General features: G+C 67.9%; 15 protein-coding genes. 8 read left to right on the top strand and 7 right to left on the bottom strand.

Going from position 1 to position 17453, the window contains the following annotated elements:
* The first annotated feature begins 5 nt into the window (after positions 1-5).
* From KRR38_RS05265 to KRR38_RS05275, 3 genes are read left to right on the top strand one after another with little or no spacing between them, the layout of a single operon-like run.
* Entirely contained in the window at positions 6-800 is a 795-nt protein-coding gene (locus KRR38_RS05265; protein WP_217399304.1) for a type III pantothenate kinase, read from the top strand.
* A 22-nt stretch (positions 801-822) separates the two neighbouring features.
* The gene (locus KRR38_RS05270) at positions 823-2457 is read left to right on the top strand and encodes a ribonuclease J (protein ID WP_217399305.1); all 1635 of its coding nucleotides are present in this window, start codon (positions 823-825) and stop codon (positions 2455-2457) included.
* A 14-nt stretch (positions 2458-2471) separates the two neighbouring features.
* Entirely contained in the window at positions 2472-2759 is a 288-nt protein-coding gene (locus KRR38_RS05275) for a DUF1467 family protein (RefSeq protein ID WP_217399306.1), read from the top strand.
* A gap of 98 nt (positions 2760-2857) precedes the next feature.
* Here KRR38_RS05275 and KRR38_RS05280 read toward each other — a convergent pair whose 3' ends face one another.
* Entirely contained in the window at positions 2858-5566 is a 2709-nt protein-coding gene (locus KRR38_RS05280; RefSeq protein ID WP_217399307.1) for an ATPase, read from the bottom strand.
* A gap of 70 nt (positions 5567-5636) precedes the next feature.
* On the opposite strand from KRR38_RS05280, the gene KRR38_RS05285 reads away from it, so the two are divergent.
* The 4 genes from KRR38_RS05285 (at position 5637) to KRR38_RS05300 (ending at position 9606) form a co-directional block, all read left to right on the top strand.
* Complete coding sequence (locus KRR38_RS05285) at positions 5637-5939, top strand: Hpt domain-containing protein (protein WP_217399309.1); 303 nt, start codon at positions 5637-5639, stop codon at positions 5937-5939.
* An 84-nt stretch (positions 5940-6023) separates the two neighbouring features.
* Positions 6024-7214 carry a hypothetical protein gene (locus KRR38_RS05290; protein WP_217399311.1) on the top strand — a complete coding sequence of 397 codons (1191 nt, stop codon included), beginning with the start codon at positions 6024-6026 and terminating at the stop codon, positions 7212-7214.
* Positions 7215-7237: 23 nt separating this feature from the next.
* A complete protein-coding gene (locus KRR38_RS05295; RefSeq protein WP_217399313.1) occupies positions 7238-8164 on the top strand; it encodes a hypothetical protein in 927 nt (308 codons plus the stop codon).
* Positions 8161-9606 (top strand): sensor histidine kinase KdpD, encoded by a 1446-nt coding sequence (locus tag KRR38_RS05300; protein ID WP_254514650.1) that lies wholly within the window; start codon positions 8161-8163, stop codon positions 9604-9606. The genes KRR38_RS05295 and KRR38_RS05300 overlap by 4 nt, the downstream gene beginning before the upstream one ends.
* Here KRR38_RS05300 and KRR38_RS05305 read toward each other — a convergent pair.
* From KRR38_RS05305 to gltX, 3 genes are read right to left on the bottom strand one after another with little or no spacing between them, the layout of a single operon-like run.
* The gene (locus KRR38_RS05305; protein WP_217399314.1) at positions 9574-9771 is read right to left on the bottom strand and encodes a hypothetical protein; all 198 of its coding nucleotides are present in this window, start codon (positions 9769-9771) and stop codon (positions 9574-9576) included. The two genes, KRR38_RS05300 and KRR38_RS05305, sit on opposite strands and share 33 nt — an antisense overlap.
* 5 nt (positions 9772-9776) lie before the next feature.
* Positions 9777-11060: a citrate synthase gene (locus KRR38_RS05310; protein WP_217399322.1), complete on the bottom strand. Its 1284-nt coding sequence runs from the start codon at positions 11058-11060 to the stop codon at positions 9777-9779.
* 10 nt (positions 11061-11070) lie between these two features.
* Entirely contained in the window at positions 11071-12540 is a 1470-nt protein-coding gene (gene gltX / locus KRR38_RS05315; protein ID WP_217407119.1) for a glutamate--tRNA ligase, read from the bottom strand.
* Between the two features lie 174 nt (positions 12541-12714).
* Here gltX and KRR38_RS05320 point away from each other — a divergent pair, with 174 nt between their 5' ends.
* The gene (locus KRR38_RS05320; protein WP_309140978.1) at positions 12715-14880 is read left to right on the top strand and encodes a ComEC/Rec2 family competence protein; all 2166 of its coding nucleotides are present in this window, start codon (positions 12715-12717) and stop codon (positions 14878-14880) included.
* Between the two features lie 91 nt (positions 14881-14971).
* Here the strand turns inward: KRR38_RS05320 and lexA are convergent, their stop codons facing one another.
* The 3 genes from lexA to moaC form a co-directional block, all read right to left on the bottom strand.
* Positions 14972-15670 carry a transcriptional repressor LexA gene (gene lexA, locus KRR38_RS05325; RefSeq protein WP_217399326.1) on the bottom strand — a complete coding sequence of 233 codons (699 nt, stop codon included), beginning with the start codon at positions 15668-15670 and terminating at the stop codon, positions 14972-14974.
* A gap of 83 nt (positions 15671-15753) precedes the next feature.
* Complete coding sequence (locus tag KRR38_RS05330) at positions 15754-16959, bottom strand: molybdopterin molybdotransferase MoeA (RefSeq protein WP_217399329.1); 1206 nt, start codon at positions 16957-16959, stop codon at positions 15754-15756.
* Positions 16956-17441: a cyclic pyranopterin monophosphate synthase MoaC gene (moaC, locus tag KRR38_RS05335; RefSeq protein WP_217399330.1), complete on the bottom strand. Its 486-nt coding sequence runs from the start codon at positions 17439-17441 to the stop codon at positions 16956-16958. The genes KRR38_RS05330 and moaC overlap by 4 nt, the downstream gene beginning before the upstream one ends.
* Between the last annotated feature and the right edge of the window lie 12 nt (positions 17442-17453).

Raw genomic sequence — 17453 nt, forward strand, 5'->3', positions numbered from 1 at the left:
CCGCCATGCTTCTCGCCATCGACGCCGGCAATACCAACGTCGTCTTCGCGCTGTTCGACCTCAAGGCCGATGGCGACCGCAAGATCAAGGCGCGCTGGCGAATCGCCACGGACGCGCGCCGCACAGGCGACGAATATGCCGTCTGGCTGATGCAGTTGCTCGAGATCCGCGGGGTCAAGCGCGAGGAAATCACCCAGATCATCGTCGCCACTGTCGTCCCGCGCGCGCTGCACAACATCGAGATTCTGGCGCGCAACTACTTCTTCCTCGAGCCGCTGATCGCGGGGCAGGGCGCGGCGAACTATGCCATCGACATCGACGTCGAGCAGCCCAGCTCGCTGGGTGCCGACCGTGCGGTCAATGCCATTGCTGCCCATGACAAGTATCCGGGCGATCTCATCGTCGTCGATTTCGGCACGGCCACCACCTTCGACGTGATCGACTTCAACGGCGCCTACAAGGGCGGCATCATCGCGCCGGGTGTCAATCTGTCGCTTGACGCGCTGGTCGGCAATACAGCCATGCTGCCGCGCATCGCCATGCGCGCGCCCGAGAGCAAGAGCGTCATCGGCCGCAATACCGAGGACCAGATGCTGATCGGCGTGTTCTGGGGCTATGTTTCGCTGATGGAGGGCCTGATCGCCCGCATGCGCGAGCAGATCGGCCGCCCGGCCAAGGTCATTGCCACGGGCGGGCTTGCCGTTCTGTTCGATGAGGCTACGGACATATTCGACGCGGTCGATCCCGACCTGACGCTCGATGGCCTCGCACTGCTGGCCGGACGCGCGAACGCGCCCTAAGGTCCTATGGGAATTCCAAGTAATGAAACCCGGAAATGAGCTGATCTTCTGTGCCCTCGGCGGCTCGGGGGAGATCGGCATGAACGTCAATCTCTACGGCTGCGACGGCAAGTGGCTGATGGTCGATCTCGGCATGACGTTCAGCGGGGCGGAATATCCGGGCGTGGATCTGGTCTTCGCCGATCTCGAATTCATCGAACAGCGCCGCGACGACCTCGTCGGTATCGTTCTGACTCACGCGCATGAGGATCACATCGGCGCGGTGCCCTATTTCGCCGAAGAGCTGGGCGTGCCGTTCTATGCGACGCCGTTCACCGCCAAGCTCGTCGCGGCAAAGCTCGAAGAGGCGGGACTGCTCGGCAAGGTGGACTTGCGCGTCATCGACCATCTCGAGCCGTTCGACCTGTCGCACTTCACCATCCAATACCTGCCGCTGGCGCACTCGATCGCCGAGGGCAATGCGCTGCTGATCGACACGCCCTATGGCCGGATCTTCCACACCGGCGATTGGAAGCTCGACGACGAGCCGCAGATCGGCGTGCCGACGACCTCGGAAGAACTCTGCGCGATCGGTGACGAGGGGGTCCTCGCGCTGGTCTGCGATTCGACCAACGTATTCAATCCCGAAGCCTCGGGTTCCGAAGGCGAGGTCTATCGTGGGCTGCTCGAGGAGGTCGGCAAGCACCGCGGCAAGCGCGTCGTGGTGACGACTTTCGCTTCCAACGTCGCGCGGCTGCAGACGCTGGGCGAAGTCGCGCGGGCTACGGGGCGCAAGCTCTGCGTGGCCGGGCGCTCGCTCGATCGCATGATCATGGCGAGCCAGGCCAGCGGCTATCTCGAGCACTTGCCCGACACGGTCGATTTCGGCCGGGCGATGGACCTGCCGCGCGGTGAAGTGCTGATCGTCGCCACGGGCGGGCAGGGCGAGCCGCGCGCGGCGATGTCGCGCATCGCCGAGGGCAATCATCAGATATCCCTGGAAGCCGGCGACGTCGTGCTGTTCTCCAGCCGCCAGATTCCGGGCAACGAGATCGCCATCGGCCGCATCCAGAACCGGCTCGCCGATCGCGACATCACGATCGTCACCGACCGCCAGAGCCCGATCCACGTCTCCGGCCACCCCGGGCGGCCCGAGCTCATGGCGCTCTATGGTTGGCTGCGACCTGAGATACTCGTTCCCGTCCACGGCGAGATCCGCCACATGCGCGAGCAGGCAAGGCTGGGTCGGACCTGCGGCATTCCCAAGGCGATTGACCAGAAGAACGGCGACCTCGTCCGCCTCGCTCCCGGCAAGCCGGGCAAGTTCGGCGAGGTGCGTGCCGGACGCCTGGTGCTCGACGGTGACATCATAGCCGCGGCCGATGGCGACGCCATGGTCATGCGCCGCCGGCTCGCGCACAACGGCATGGTGACCGTTGCGGTGGGGCCGGACGGTCGCATCGCTATTGCCGGCCTCGGCCTGCCGCTCGACGAGGACTACGACCAGTTCGTCGAAGAGGCCTGCGTCGATGTCGCCAAGGCGCTTTCCAAGCTCAAGGGCGCGGCCGCGCGCGATAAGGCCGAGCGGACCGAAGCGGCGCGCCTCGCGGCCCGCCGCGCCGCGCAGCGCTGGTCGGGCAAGAAGCCCCAGGTCCAAGTGCTGCTGCTGGAAGACTAAAGACAGGCTCAACCGTGAAAATCACTTCGATCATCGCCATCTTTACGCTGTTCTGGGTGCTCAGCGCTTTCCTGGTCATGCCGTTCGGGGTGCGGACGCACGAGGAGGCGGGGATCGAGAAGGTTCCCGGCCAGGCAGACAGCGCGCCGGCCAATTTCAGCGCGCGGCGGATTTGCATCCGCGCGACGGTGCTGGCGGTGGTGCTGTTCGGCGCGTTCTACCTGAACTACGTCAACGAGTGGATTCTGCCGCAGGATCTCGACTTCTTCACTCCGCGCAATCTGGATGGCGGGCGCGGGTGAGCTTTGCGCTTGTGCTCCGACAAGCTCCGCATGAGCGGATGTTGTTCTAGGACCGAGACCCGCTCATCCTGAGCTTGTCGAAGGATTGCCGCGCGCCGCTAGCTCCGCAGGCGCTGGATTGCCTGGGCGAGTGCGACGTAGAGTTTGCCCATGTCCGAGGACAGCAGCGTAACGCTCATCGCCTGGCCGTCGCGAGCCGAGAGAACCTGGCGCAGCATCGCTTCGAAATCGTGGATGTAGCGGCTGACGTGCTCATGGAAATCGCGGTCGCGCTCGTAGATCTGCACGATTGCCTTGGCCTCGGCATTGTCGACCAGGCTTACCGCGCGGCGTGTGAAGATGCCGCGGTCGCCGCGCAGGTATGAAGTCCAGGCGGTGTCGGCGACGTCGGTCGACAGCGCCTTGGCAATATCGATGGCGTTCGAATTCAAGGATTCGGTGATCAGCGCGACGCGGCGGGTGAAGTCATTGTCGACCTGCTCCTCGGCGCGCTGGCGGGCGTGGGCCACGCGGCTTTCGAGGTTGCCGGCTAGTTCGTTGACCTTGCCGAGCTGGTCGCGCAGCTGCATCGCAGCCTCGCGGCTGATCGAGGCGGCCTGGGTGACCGCCTGTTCCAGCTGGCCGGCGGTCTGGGCAGCGCTGGCGCGCATCGCCTGGTCGAGCGCCGCGGCGCTCTGGCTGCCGAGCTGCTGGGCGAGGGCGTTGACGGTGTTGCTGCCGTTCTCGCCGAAAGTCTCGATGGCGAACTGGGTCGAGCGGGTCAGCTCTTCGAGCGCGGCCGTAAGCTGCGCACGCGTCGTCTCGGTCAATTGGCTGGTCTGGCCGGCGATGGCGTCGAGCTGGCCGCGCAGACCGGTCAGCGTGTCGCCGTGGAGCGCGCCGGCCTTTTCGAGCTCGGCCTGGAGCGCCGAAAGCTCGCCGTAGCTGCGCTGCAACGTGCCGTTCGCGGTTTCGATGGTATCGGCCAAATGGGCGCCGCGTGCATCGGTTTCCTGCGCTGCCTCGCGCAGTGCGATCATCCGCGCCTCGATCGCCGAAAGCTGGTCATCGGTCCTAAGCAGCGCCTGCGGTAGCTGTTCGCTGCTCTGCTTGTGGCTGGCCTGGATCAGCTCGAGCAGGCGGACCGAACTGTCGGTGAGCCCGGCGATCTCGCCTTCGGTGCCGGCCAGGGCGAGGCGGCTCGCGGCAAGGCGTTCGGTCAGCGTGTCCAGGCTGGCGGCGAGCGAGGCCTGAGCGGCGCTGCCATGTGCAGCAATCGCGGTGGCGCGCGTCTCGAACTCGGCAAGCTGTGCGGCGATGGCCTCCGCCTGGGCGGCGATCTCCGCACCCTGCGCGGCGTGGCGCGTGCGACGCTCGGTCATTTCCGCGTCGATCGCCGTCAGACGCTCGCGCATCTCCTGGGCGGAAGCCTGGTCGATCTCGCCGTGGCGTTCGCGGCGCGTGATCGCAGCCTCGTCGAGCGAGGCGAAGTGATCGCGCATCCGGGCCGCGGCGGCTTCCTCGGCCGCGGCGGTTTCGGCGTGGCGCTGAGCGATTTCCCGGGTGAAGCGGGCGGCCTGTTCCAGGGCTTCGCGCTCGTACCGGGCGATGTCGTTGCCGATCGAGCCGATCCGCGCCTGGCTGGCCTCGATGGCTTCGGCTTCGGCCTCCTGCAGCGCGACGAGCGCGCTTTGCAGTTCTTCCTTCATCCGCGTGACGCCGGCCTGCCAGCCTTCGAGCGCGCGGGTCTCGCCGTCGCGCAGGGCCCGCGAGATCGAGGTGCCTTCCTCGCGCAGGGCCGAGAGGCGCGCGCGCATCGAGGTCAGGCTTTCCGCCTCGTCGGCATCGAGCCGGGTGCGCGTCTGTTCGAGCTCCTCCGCCATCGCCGAGGCGCGGGTGCGGACCGCGGCGAGCGCCTCGACCTCGTGGTGTTCGAGCTGGTTGCGGAACTCGGCGCCGCGTTCGCGGAATTCGGCGAAGCGCTCGGCGGAAAGGTTGGCGAACTGCTCGGCCTGGTTCGTGAACTCGCCGATCGTCTCGTCGACCAGGTTGCGCAGGATCTGCACCTGGCGCTCGCTGGCCTGGCCGAATTCATTCAGCTTGCGGAAGCCGATGATCATGTCCTGCAACTGCGCATGGGCGGTGCGGCCGGCGTTGCCGATATTATTGGTGACGTCCTTGGCCGAGCTGGCGATGACCGGCAGCTGGCCGCGCAGCTTCTCCATGTTGTCGAGCGCAGCGGCGCTCACCGTGCCGATGGTCTCGACGCGGGCATGATTGTCGCGGATCAGTCCCTGCAGGCGATCGGCTTCGGTCGAGAGCTTGTCGGCGGCGAGGCGGCCCAGGGTCTCGAGATCGCGCGACTGCGCGGCGATGAACTCGCGCGCGAGGCTGAGCTCGCGGTTGACCGTCGACAGCCGCGTTTCGAGCAGTGCCGATTCATCGGACAGGAGGCGCGCGACTTGGCCGAAGCGCACTCCCTCGCGCCGGCTGTTGCGCATTGCGATCAGCCAGATCACGGCGAGCAGCACCACCGGAACGGTCCAGTCGCGGATCAGCTCGATCCATTGCCCAGGCGTCGTCGCAGCGGTCAGCCGGCCCTGCATTGCCCAGACGTAGAAGCCGCTCCAGGCGATCAGCAGGGCGACGCCCAGCGCCGGCAGCAGCCAGCCGCCCGGCGACGGGGAGGCAGGTTCCTCAACCTCCACGGCATCCCACTCGGGCGCGGAGGCGGCAACCTCGTGGCTCTCTTCGGTGAGCAGGATTTCGTCGTCCGCAGCGCTGGCGTTTGCGGCGTCGAAGGCGATGATGCGATTTCCCCCGGACATCCCGCTTAAATACCACGCTTATGCACGGGAGAAACCCTGCTTTAACCTAATTCCGATAGCCCCCCTGTGGATGGCTTACGAAGCAGGTGCCCTCGATGCGACGATTTCCGCGGCCGCCGGAGACGATCCGGCGCTGTTCGCTGAGCTGCGCGTGGCCTTCATCGAAAGCCTGTCGCGCCAGGTAGACCTGCTCCGCCGTGCGCGTTGCGACGGCAACTGGCAGGTCGCGGCGATGCGGCTCAAGGGCCTCGCTTCGAGCTTCAATGCCGAGCCCCTGATACTTTTGGCCAACGAAGCGATCGAGGCCGCCCCGGGCGATCCGGTCGCGGTCCGCCGGATTCAGACCTTTCTCGACGAGTTTTCGGCCAATTAGCTAGCCAAGCTTGGCACTCGCCGCCGCTTTCCCTAGAAGCTACGGCCTGCCGGGAGAAGCCAGCTGCGCGTTGCCTTGCTTGTCATGATGGAACCCGCGGGGACCGGCCAGCCGGCGCCGCGTGCATTCCTGCGCGTCGGCGGGGCGACATTGGCGCGGCATCAGCTGGGGATCGCGCTGGCGCTAGAATGCCAGCGCGTGATCTGTGTCGCGCGCGATGTCACCCAGCCGATCATCGCCCTGCAGCACGAGGCCGAGCGCGCCGGGGTGCGGCTGCACGTGATTCCGGGGCCGCGCGCGCTGGCCGGGCTCGTCACGGCCAATGACGAACTGGTTGTTTTCACCGAAGGCTTGCTGGCCGCGCCGCAGGAAGCGGTCGGCCTGCTCGAGGCGGGGCATTCGGTGCTCGTCCAGCCGATCGAGAGCGGGCTTGCCGCGGGTTTCGAGCGGATCGATCTCAATCACGCTGCCGCGGGCGCGATCCGCATTCCCGGCCGCCTTGTCGATGGTCTCGCCGACTTGCCGCCCGATTGCGACATCCCTTCGGCACTGACCCGGATCGCGCTGCAATCGGGCATCGCCATGCAGACGGTGCCCGCCGCGGCGCGCGAGGGTGCCCGCTGGAAGCTCGTGCGCGACGAGGTCGAGGCGCACGCCATCGAGGGTGCCTGGATCCGCCTGCACATGGGCGAGGGCGAGATGCCGACGCCCGGGATACTGCTGTCGCGGCTCGGCATCCTGGCGCTGGGCCCGTCGCTGCTTCACGCCGGCAGCGGCGGCGGCCTGGTGGCGCTGGGGGCGCTGGCGGTGATGCTGCTGGCTTTGGCTGCGGGTTGGCTCGGCTATGCCTCGATGGCGCTGCTGCTCTGCGCCGCCGCCTGGACGCTGCGCCGCGCTTCGGGGCTGCTGGAGCGTGTCGAGCACGATTCGCTCAACTTGCGCAAGAGCGGGCTTTCGAGCGAGCAGGTGCTGGGCTGGCTGCTCGACATCGAGCTCATCGCACTGATTGCCTGGAGCACGCCGCTACCCGAATGGGAAACGGTGCTGTCGCGCGTCTTTCCGCCGTTCATGCTGCTCGTCCTGACCCGTTTTCTGCCGCGCGTGCTGCTGCGCGGGTGGATCGCGTGGCTCGAGGATCGCGCGCTGCTGGCCCTGCTGCTGGCGCTGGCGGCAGTGTTCGGCGTGCTGGTGCCTGCGGTTCAGGTGCTCACCATGCTGCTCGCGCTGGCAGCATTGCTGCTTTCGGCCGGCAAGTCGCAGCTAACGCGGGTTTAACCATGCTGGGCTATGGCGGTGTCATGACCGATGCAGCAGCCAATCCTCGATCGACGGATTCGGTTGAATCACGCCTGCGCGACGCGCTCGAGCGCGGCGATGCCGTGATCGGCACGGTTTCGCCGGTGCTGCGTCATCTGCTGACCAGCGACGACAGCGGCCTGTTCGCCGATGCGATCCTGGCGCGGGTGCGCGGCATGATTGCCGATGTCGCGCGGCAGCTGGTCGATCACATGGGCGGCGGGGAGGCTGACCACGGCGCGCTGGTCGGTGCGCTGATGGCCAATCCGGCCTTCTTGACCCACCTCCACGCGCTGGTACTCGAATGGCAGCTGACCGAGCGGCTGCAGACGGGGCTCGCGCTCGATCCGGTGCTGTCACCGCTGCTCCAGGCGTTGATCGCCTCTTCGGATCAGACGACCGCGGCGCTGGCGATGAAGTTCCTCGCCGCACAGGCTCGCTTCGGCCAGGCGCAGCGCCGCATGCGGCTGCCGCTGACCGAACTGCCCGGTGACCTGCTCCACGGCGCGCTGGTCGCCATGCGCGGCATTGCCGGCGCCGAGGTGGAGGCCGATGCGCGCGCTGCCGCCGCGGAGACGGCGATCCGCGCCGACTATGGCGAGAGCCGCAGCCGGCTCGGGCTGATCTCGCGCCTCGTCACGGGTATGGGGGCGGGCGCGGTGGCAGCGCTGTCGATCCACCACGCCGGCGCGGCGATCTTCCTGACCGCCCTCGGCATCGCTTCGGGGCACGATCGCGACCTGGCGACGCTCGCCACCAGCGAAACCCAGCGGACGCGGCTTGCGCTGGCGCTTTGCGCTGCCGGCCTCAAACCTTCCGCGATCGAGGAGCAGTTGCTGGCGCTCGATCCCGATGCCGCGCTGCCCGAAGGGCTGGACCGGCTGACGCCCGATCGCGCCGCGGCGCTTCTGGCCTTGGCGGGGCAATGAACGTGCCGATGGCCAGCCCCGGAACGATCCGCGCGATCAGCGATGGCGCCGATTGCCTCGTCTCCGCCGACAAGGCGATCGCGGCGCTGCAACTGCGCTGCGGCGGCGAGCTGCCGGGGACGATCGCGGTGCCGGCGCTGCTCGAAGTCGTGCGCAAGGCGCGGCGTTATGGCCTGAAACTGGCGCGGACGATCCAGGCGCAAGACGGCTCGAGCGCGATCACCGCCTGGGTTGAGGTCGAGCCGATCGCCGGCGAGGATGCCGGCTGCGAGATCCTGCTGCGCAACTGGCAATCGGCCCCGCTCGCCGCCGAAGACGCCGCGGAGGCCGAGGAGCGCCGCGGCGAGATCGACCGTCATTTCGCCGAACTGACCGCCCGGCTCGATGCCGGGCAGCGCGTGCTGACGGTGGAGGCCGAAGGGCCCGACCTCGCGGCACTGGCTGCGGCGATGGAAGCGGGCTTCGGCCGGCCCTGGACCGATTTCGTGGCCATTCCCGGCAACCACCAGCAGCCGATGCACTGGCGCCTGCTCGACGGCGGCGAAGTCGCGGTGCCGGGCTCGACGCGCTCCTGGCGCGCCAGCCTGTTCCCGCAGCAAGGGCTCGGCGAGGAGCCGGCGGGCTTCGAGCTGTGCCTCGTCTCGCGCGACCTGCCCACATCGGTACTCGAAGTGCCGCGAAGCAAACCCGTGCCGGCGCGCGACCGCCTGGTCGGCCGCGAGATCGCGCCGGTGCTGCGCCAGCCGCTCGCGCGGATCATCGCCAATGCCGAGACGATCCGCTCGCGCCTCGCCGGACCGCTGGCAGAGGACTATGCCAACTACGCCGCCGACATCGCCGCGGCCGGGCAGCACCTGCTGGCCTTGGTCGAGGACCTCAGCGACATGGAAGTGGTCGAGGCCGACGATTTCTCGACCGCGCCCGACCGCATCGATCTCGCCGACGTCGCGCGCCAGGCTGCGGGCATCCTCGGCGTCCGCGCGCGGGAAAAGGGCATTACCCTCGATCCGCCGCGTGCAGGCGAGAGCCTGCCGGCGATCGCCGAGTTTCGGCGCGTGTTGCAGGTGCTGATCAACCTCGTGACCAATGCGATCCGCTATTCGCCCGAGGATTCGCAGGTGTGGATCCGGCTCGAGGCCGGCGACGGTGAAGAATCCGGCCGTGCCCGGGTGATCGTCGCGGACCAGGGACCGGGCCTGTCAGAGGCCGATCAGGCGCGCGTCTTCGAGAAGTTCGAACGGCTCGGCCGCAGCGGCGACGGCGGTTCGGGGCTGGGGCTCTATATCTCGCGGCGCCTGGCACGCGCGATGGGCGGCGACCTGACCGTCGAGGCGGCGCCGGGGCAGGGCGCGCGGTTCATTCTGGAAGTGCCCGCCGATTTCGGTTCCGCGGAAACGGACGAGGGCGCGTTACCGCCGCCGGCTGAGCCAGATCAGCACTAGACCCACGACTGCCAGTACCGCGCCGTTGATCGCCCATTGCCGGTCGGCCAGCATGAAGCTTTCGGCCGGCCACATAATCAGTCCGAGGCCCTGCCCGACCCAGAGCAGGCCCATCAGCATCGCGAGGATGCCGAGGAGCCCGACCAGGCCGCGCAGGATGCGCACTCGGATTAGCGCTTGTCGACCGGCAGATAGTCGCGCTGCGCCGGGCCGGTGTAGAGCTGGCGCGGGCGGCCGATCTTCTGGCCGGGATCGGAGATCATTTCGTTCCACTGCGCCACCCAGCCGACCGTGCGGGCAAGCGCGAAGAGCGCGGTGAACATCGTCGTCGGGAAGCCGATCGCCGAGAGGATGATGCCCGAATAGAAATCGACGTTCGGGAACAGCTTCTTCTCGATGAAGTAGGGATCGCTGAGCGCGATCTCCTCGAGACGCAGCGCGGTCTCGAACAGCGGATCGTTGACCTTGAGCGCATCGAACACCTCACGGACGGTCTTCTGCATGACCGTCGCGCGCGGATCGTAGTTCTTGTAGACGCGGTGGCCGAAGCCCATCAGGCGGAACGGATCGTTCTTGTCCTTGGCGCGCTCGATATACTCGGGAATGCGCTCGGGGCGGCCGATTTCCTTGAGCATCTCGAGCGCCGCCTCGTTGGCGCCGCCGTGTGCCGGGCCCCAAAGGCAGGCGATGCCGGCGGCGATGCAGGCAAAGGGATTGGCGCCCGACGAACCGGCGAGGCGCACGGTCGAGGTCGAGGCGTTCTGCTCATGATCGGCGTGCAGGATGAAGATGCGGTCCATCGCCTTCTCGACTGCCGGCACCACCTCGTATTCTTCCGCCGGCACGCCGAAGGTCATGCGCAGGAAGTTGCCCGTGTAGGACAGCGAGTTGTCGGGATAGAGGAAGGGCTGGCCGACCGAATACTTGTAGGCGGCCGCGGCGATCGTCGGCATCTTGGCGATCAGGCGGTGCGAGCTGATGCGGCGGTGCACCGGATCGGCGATGTCGGTCGAATCGTGGTAGAAGGCCGAGAGTGCGCCGACGACGCCGCACATTATCGCCATCGGGTGCGCGTCACGGCGGAAGCCCTTGTAGAAGCTCATCAGCTGCTCGTGCAGCATCGTGTGGCGGGTGATCGTGCGGTCGAACTCGTCGAGCTCGGTCTTGCTCGGCAGTTCGCCGTTCAGCAGCAGGTAGCTGACTTCCATGAACGACGAATTTTCGGCCAGCTGGCCGATCGGGTAGCCGCGGTGGAGCAGCACGCCCTCGTCGCCGTCGATATAGGTCAGCGCGCTTTCGCAGCTCGCGGTCGAGGTGAAGCCGGGGTCATAGGTGAACATGCCCGTCTGGCCATAGAGCTTGCGGATGTCGATGACGTCCGGTCCGATGCTCCCGCTGAGAACCGGATAGTCGAAGTCCTTGCCGCCCGCGGTCAGTTTAGCTTGATTGCCCACTCTCTACTCCTCAGATTTGTCCTGCTTCGGGGGTGTCTGCCTGGGCGCCGATCCGCGCCAGACTTTCTTCCCGCCCGAGCAATGTCAGAACATCGAAAATACCCGGTGACGTCGTCTGTCCCGTCAGAGCCGCTCGTAGCGGCTGGGCGAGCTTGCCAAGGCCCAACCCGATCTCCTCAGCCATTGACTTGAGACTGGCTTCCAGCCCTTCGCTTGTCCAGCCGTTTTCGCCTGCCAGCCTGTCCCGGATGCGGCCGAGCAGGGTCCGCGCGTCGGGCGTGAGCAGGGCTTCGGCCTTGGCGTCGAGCGACAGCGGCCGCTGAGCGAAGAGGAAGGCGGCGCTGGCGGCCAGTTCCAGCAGGTCCTTGGCGCGCACCTTGAGGAACGGCATGGCACGGGTCAGCAGGTCGCGATCGAGGTCCGACGCCACTTGGCCGTCCATGCGCTCGGCGGCAAGCGCGGCCAGGCGCGCGTCGTCGGCCTCGCGGATATAGTGGCCGTTGAGGTTGAGCAGCTTGGCCGTGTCGAAGCGCGAGGGGCTCTTGCCGACATGGACGATGTCGAACCACTCGACCGCCTGTTCACGCGCGATGAACTCGTCGTCACCATGGCCCCAGCCGAGCCGCAGCAGATAGTTGAATAGCGCTTCGGGCAGGATGCCCATGTCATCGCGATAGGCATCGACGCCGAGCGCGCCGTGGCGCTTCGACAGCTTCGCGCCGTCCGACCCGTGGATCAGCGGCACGTGCGCGTAAATCGGCACGTCCCAGCCCATCCCGTGGATGATCGCCAACTGGCGGAAGGCGTTGTTGAGATGGTCGTCGCCGCGGATGACGTGGGTCACGCCCATGTCGTGGTCGTCAACCACCACTGCGAGCATATAGGTCGGCGTGCCGTCGGAGCGCAGCAGGACGAAATCGTCGATCTCGGCATTGCTGACCGTGACCTTGCCCTGGACGAGGTCCTCGATCACCGTCTCGCCCTCGCGCGGGGCCTTGATGCGCACGACGAAAGGCGCACCGGCCGGGGCGGTGGCGGGATCGCAATCGCGCCATTCGCTATCGATGCGGAAGGGGCGGCGCTCGGCCTGGGCCTTCTCGCGGCGAGCGGTCAGTTCCTCGGGCGTCAGGTAGCATTTGTAGGCATTGCCGCCGTCGAGCAGCGCCTGGGCTACTTCTGCATGGCGCTCCGACCGGGCGAACTGGAAAGTGGCGGGCTCGTCGCCGTCGATGCCGAGCCAGCGCAGGCCGTCGAAGATCGCCTCGATGGCCGGCTCGGTCGAGCGGGCGCGGTCGGTATCCTCGATACGCAGCAGATACTTGCCGCCGTGGTGGCGGGCGAACAGCCAGTTGAACAGCGCGGTCCGCGCGCCGCCGATGTGGAGATAGCCGGTGGGCGAGGGGGCGAAGCGCGTGACGACGCGAGAAGCACCGGGGCGGCCCTTGGCCGCTCCTGCGCCGCTGTCGCTATCGCTTGCCATCATCGACCCTTCCTGCCCTAACTCTCGTTCATGCTCGAAAGCGCCGCTGCGCCCGACCAGACAGCCTCTGCCGCCGCCGATGGTCTCGTGCGGGGCGCTGCACTGCAACATCGCCCTTGGCGCAGCCGAAGCGGCTTGTCCAGCATGCTGCAGCGTGCTGAGCAATTTCTTAGTATGGCCGGCTTCGAGCGAGGACCGTGGCTGGCCGTGGCCTTTGCTGGAGGCATCGCGGCCTGGTTCGCATTAGCCAATCGCTGGGAGTGGCTGGCGCTGCTCGCCCTGTGCTGCGCGGTGGCGTTGGCGAGCTTGGCGGGGCTGCGCGGCAACGGTCTTTTTCCCCATCTGCGTCAGTCGCTGGCGAGCCTGGCCCTGCTCGTCGGCGCGGGGTGCATCGTCGTCTGGGCCAAGTCCGAGCTGGCCGGCGCGCGTCCGATCGAGCGGCCGCTGGTGGCCGAGATCGCGGGGGTGGTGCTGGATCGCGAGCCCCGGCCGGCGGAGGGTCGCGTGCGGCTGCTGCTGGCGATGCGCGAGCCCGGCAGCGGCCGAGCGATCCGCGTGCGGGTGACCGTGCCGATCGAGAACGATAGGCCCGAACTCAGCGAGGGCGCGAGCGTCAGCTTGAAGGCGCGGCTGATGCCGCCCGCGCCGCCGATGCTGCCGGGCGCCTACGACTTCGCGCGGACCGCCTGGTTCGCCGGGATCGCCGCGACGGGCAGTGCATTGGGGCCGGTGAAGGTGACCAGACCGGGCGAGGGCGGCGGCTGGCTCGAGCGAACCCAGGCGCGCCTTTCCGGGCACGTCCGGCAGCGGCTCGGTGGTTCGGCCGGTGCGATCGCCACGGCTTTCGCCAGCGGCGACCGCGGCGCGATCGCCAAGGAAGACGACGAGGCGATGCGCGATGCGGGCCTGAGCCATCTGCTGTCGATCAGCGGGCTGCACGTCAGCGCGGTGGTCGGCGCGGCCTATCTGGTGGCGCTGCGCCTGCTGGCGCTGTGGCCGTGGTTGGCGCTGCGCGTGCGGTTGCCGCTGGTGGCGGCCGGCGCGGGTGCCGGGGCCGGCGTGTTCTATACGCTGCTGACCGGGGCCGAGGTGCCGACCGTGCGCTCGTGCATCGGCGCGGTGCTCGTACTGGCGGCGCTGGCGCTGGGGCGCGAGCCGCTATCGATGCGGATGGTCGCGGTCGCGGCGTTCTTCGTCCTGCTGTTCTGGCCCGAGGCCGTGGTCGGCCCAAGCTTCCAGATGAGCTTCGCCGCGGTAATCGCGATCGTCGCGCTGCACGGCGCTGCGCCGGTGCGGGCCTTCCTGGCGCCGCGCGAGGAGGGATGGACCATCCACCTGATGCGCCAGTTGGCGATGCTGCTGGTGACCGGCGTGGTCATCGAGCTGGCGATCATGCCGATCGGCCTGTTCCACTTTCACCGTGCGGGGATCTACGGCGCGCTGGCCAATGTCGTGGCGATCCCGCTTACGACGGTGGTGACCATGCCGCTGATCGCGCTCGCGCTGGCGCTCGATCTCGTCGGTGCCGGCGCGCCGGCCTGGTGGCTGACGGGCAAGTCGCTCGATCTGATGCTTGCTCTGGCGCACTGGGTCGCCGATCAGCCCGGTGCGGTGACGACACTGCCGGCGATGGGGCGAGTCAGCATCGCGTTGTTCGTCGCCGGCGGGCTCTGGCTGGCGCTCTGGCGCGGCAGGGCACGGCTCTGGGGGCTGGTGCCGGTGCTGATCGCGACCGCCTCGCTGGCGGCAATCCGCGCGCCCGACGTGCTCGTCTCGGGCGACGGGCGGCATGTCGGGATCGTCGAAGCGAACGGCGACCTGCTGGTCCTGCGTGAGCAGAAGAGCGAGTTCGTCCGCGACAACCTGACCGAGCTTGCGGGCATGGACGGCGAACTGCGCCTGCTGGCCGACTGGCCGGGCGCGCTGTGCAACCGTGATTTCTGCGTCGTGACGCTGAGCCGCGGTGGCCGCGACTGGCAATTCCTGATCGGGCGCGGCCACGATCCCGTGGCCGAACGCGAGCTCGCCGCCGCCTGCGACCGCGTCGATATCGTGATCTCGGACCGGTGGCTACCGAACTCCTGCCGTCCGGCGATACTCAAGGCCGACCGGCGGATGTTGACGCGCACGGGCGGCTTGGCGATCGATCTGACGCGGCCGGGCGTGACGACGGTGGCCGAGACGCAGGGCGAGCATGGCTGGTGGCAGGTAGCGAAACCGCGGCCGCGTCCGACAATTCCTTCGTCGGCCCCGCCGGTGAAAGCCCCGTCTTCAAACAGTGCGGCAGTCGGAGACATGAAGCCCAAAGAGCCCGTCGCTCCTGCGAAGGCAGGGGCCTAACTCGGTTGCCCTCCTAGACGCTGCCCTCGGCGCAAAGCTGCTAGCTCATCTGGCCCCCTGCCTTCGCAGGGACGACGAGGTGACACGCGCTTCAGTGATAGCGGCGCAGCAGCCCCGCGAGCTTGCCCTGGACCTCGACTTCGCTGTCGCGGTAGATCTGCGGCTCGTAGGCGGAATTAGCCGGATCGAGCCAGACCATGCCCTTTTCGTGGCGCAGGTACTTGAGCGTCGCTTCCTCGCCGCGGACCAGCGCGACAACGATCTCGCCGTCACGGGCGGTGTTGGTGCGGCGGATCAGCGCGAAGTCGCCGTCGAGAATGCCGGCCTCGATCATCGAATCACCCGAGACTTCGAGCGCGTAATGCTCTCCGGGACCGAGCAACGCCGCGGGGACGGGCAGGGTTGCCTGGCCTTCGAGCGCCTCGATCGGCACGCCCGCGGCGATGCGGCCGTGCAGCGGGAGCTCGATGACGTCGTTCGCCGGTTCGCGCGGTGCCGCCAGTGCGGGCTTGAGCGCGGTCAGCGCCGTATTGCTGTTGGCCGCGGCCCGAACGGCGGTCTTGCCCGCGCTGATATCCTCGGGCTGCTTGAGTACTTCGAGCGCCCGGGCACGGTTAGGCAGGCGGCGGATGAAACCGCGCTCCTCGAGTGCCGAGATCAGCCGGTGCACGCCCGACTTCGACTTGAGGTCCAGCGCTTCCTTCATCTCCTCGAACGAGGGCGAGACGCCGCTCTCCTCGAGCCGGGTCTGGATGAAACGGATTAACTCGTGCTGCTTGCGAGTCAGCATCGGCGCACTCTCCCCCATGTGAGAAGTTCAGTGAACGAATGCGGAACAATTAAGCAACGATTCGAGTCCCGTCAAGCCATCCCTCAGGCGATTCCGCCATTTTCGAGCAGGTAGGCGGTTACCGGGTCGCCAGGGTCGGCCGCGGGGGCCTTGGCCAGGCGGTCGATCAGCACGTTGCTGGCGGCGAGCGGCGCGATCGCGCCGCTGTCCTGGATCGCCTGCGCGGTGACGCTGGTCCCGTCCCAGTTGGCGCGGAGGAATTCGCGGCGCGAACCACCGGCGCGTAGCGGGCTGGCCAGTGTCGTGCGAATGCGGCGGGGCAGCGGATCGGCGGCGCCGAGCAGCGCGCGCAGCAGTGGCAGCAGGAACAGGAAGGCAGTGACGTGGCTCGACACCGGATTGCCGGGAAGTCCTATTATCAATTGCTTGCCACGTGTTGCTACGAGAATGGGTTTGCCCGGCTTGATCGCCACGCGCCAGAAGTCGAGCTCTGCGCCCCAGGCTAAAAGCGCCGGGCGAACGAGATCGTGATCGCCCACCGAAGCGCCGCCGCTGGTGACGATGACGTCGGCTTCCGATGCTCGTTCGAGTGCGGCGGCGAGGGAGTCCATCTGGTCCGGCACCGGACCGATCCGCTCGACCTCGCAGCACAGCGCGCGCGCCATGGCGGCGAGCATCATGCCGTTGCTCGCGGGAACCTGGTGTGCGGCGCAGGATTCGAAATCGAGTGCCAGTTCGTCGCCGCTGTCGAGCACGGCGACGCGCGGTGCACGGCGCACGGCGAGGTGGCTGTGCCCGGCGGAAATTGCGAGCGCAGCCTGGGCCGGGCCGATCCGCGTGCCGGCGGCGAGGACTTCTCCGCCGAGCGCGAAATCGAGACCGCAGCGGCGGATATGCTTGTCCTCAGGCTGCGGCGCCTCGCCGGTCAGTGTCAAGCGATCGCCCTCACGCGCGAGGTCTTCCTGGAGGATCACCACGCTCGCGCCGGCGGGCATCACGGCGCCGGTCGAGATGCGTGCTGCTGTTCCGGGGCGGACTTCGCCGGCGTAGGGGTGGCCCGCCGCGCTCTCGCCGATCACGTGCCACGGCCCGGCGAGGTCGCCCCCGGCCATGGCATAGCCGTCCATGGCCGAGAGATCGGCGGCGGGCTGGGTGCGGCGCGCTCCGACGGGCTGGGCGAGATAGCGTCCTAGCGCACCCTCGACGTCGACGTGCTCGATCGGCAGCGGGGTTGCCAGAGCGAGCAGGCGCGCCTGGGCTTCCTCGAGCGGCAGCGGTGGTTCCTTCACAGTTCCGCCTTCCAGTCGCCGGACTTGCCGCCGCGTTTCTCGATCAGCCGCACGTCTTCGATCACCATGCCCTTGTCGACCGCCTTGGCCATGTCGTAGATTGTCAGGAGTGCGATGGAAGTTGCTGTCATAGCTTCCATTTCGACACCGGTCTTGGCGGTCAACGAGGTCGTAGCCGTGGCGCGGACGGCGCCTTCCTCGAAAGCGAAATCGACCGTCACCGCGTCGAGTGCCAGCGGGTGGCAGAGCGGGATCAGTTCGCCGGTCTTCTTGGCCGCCATGATTCCGGCGATCCGCGCCGCGGCGAGCACGTCGCCTTTGGGCACTTCCCCGTCGCGGATGGCGGCCAGTGCCTGCGGCGACATGCGGATGCGGCCCGAGGCGATAGCCACGCGCTGCGTCGCAGCCTTGCCGCCGACGTCGACCATGCGCGCGTTGCCCTGGTTGTCGAGATGGGTGAGTTGGTTCTTGTTATCGGTCATCGTCCATCCAGC

This window comes from Novosphingobium sp. G106, assembly GCF_019075875.1.
In the GTDB taxonomy this organism is placed as follows: domain Bacteria; phylum Pseudomonadota; class Alphaproteobacteria; order Sphingomonadales; family Sphingomonadaceae; genus Novosphingobium.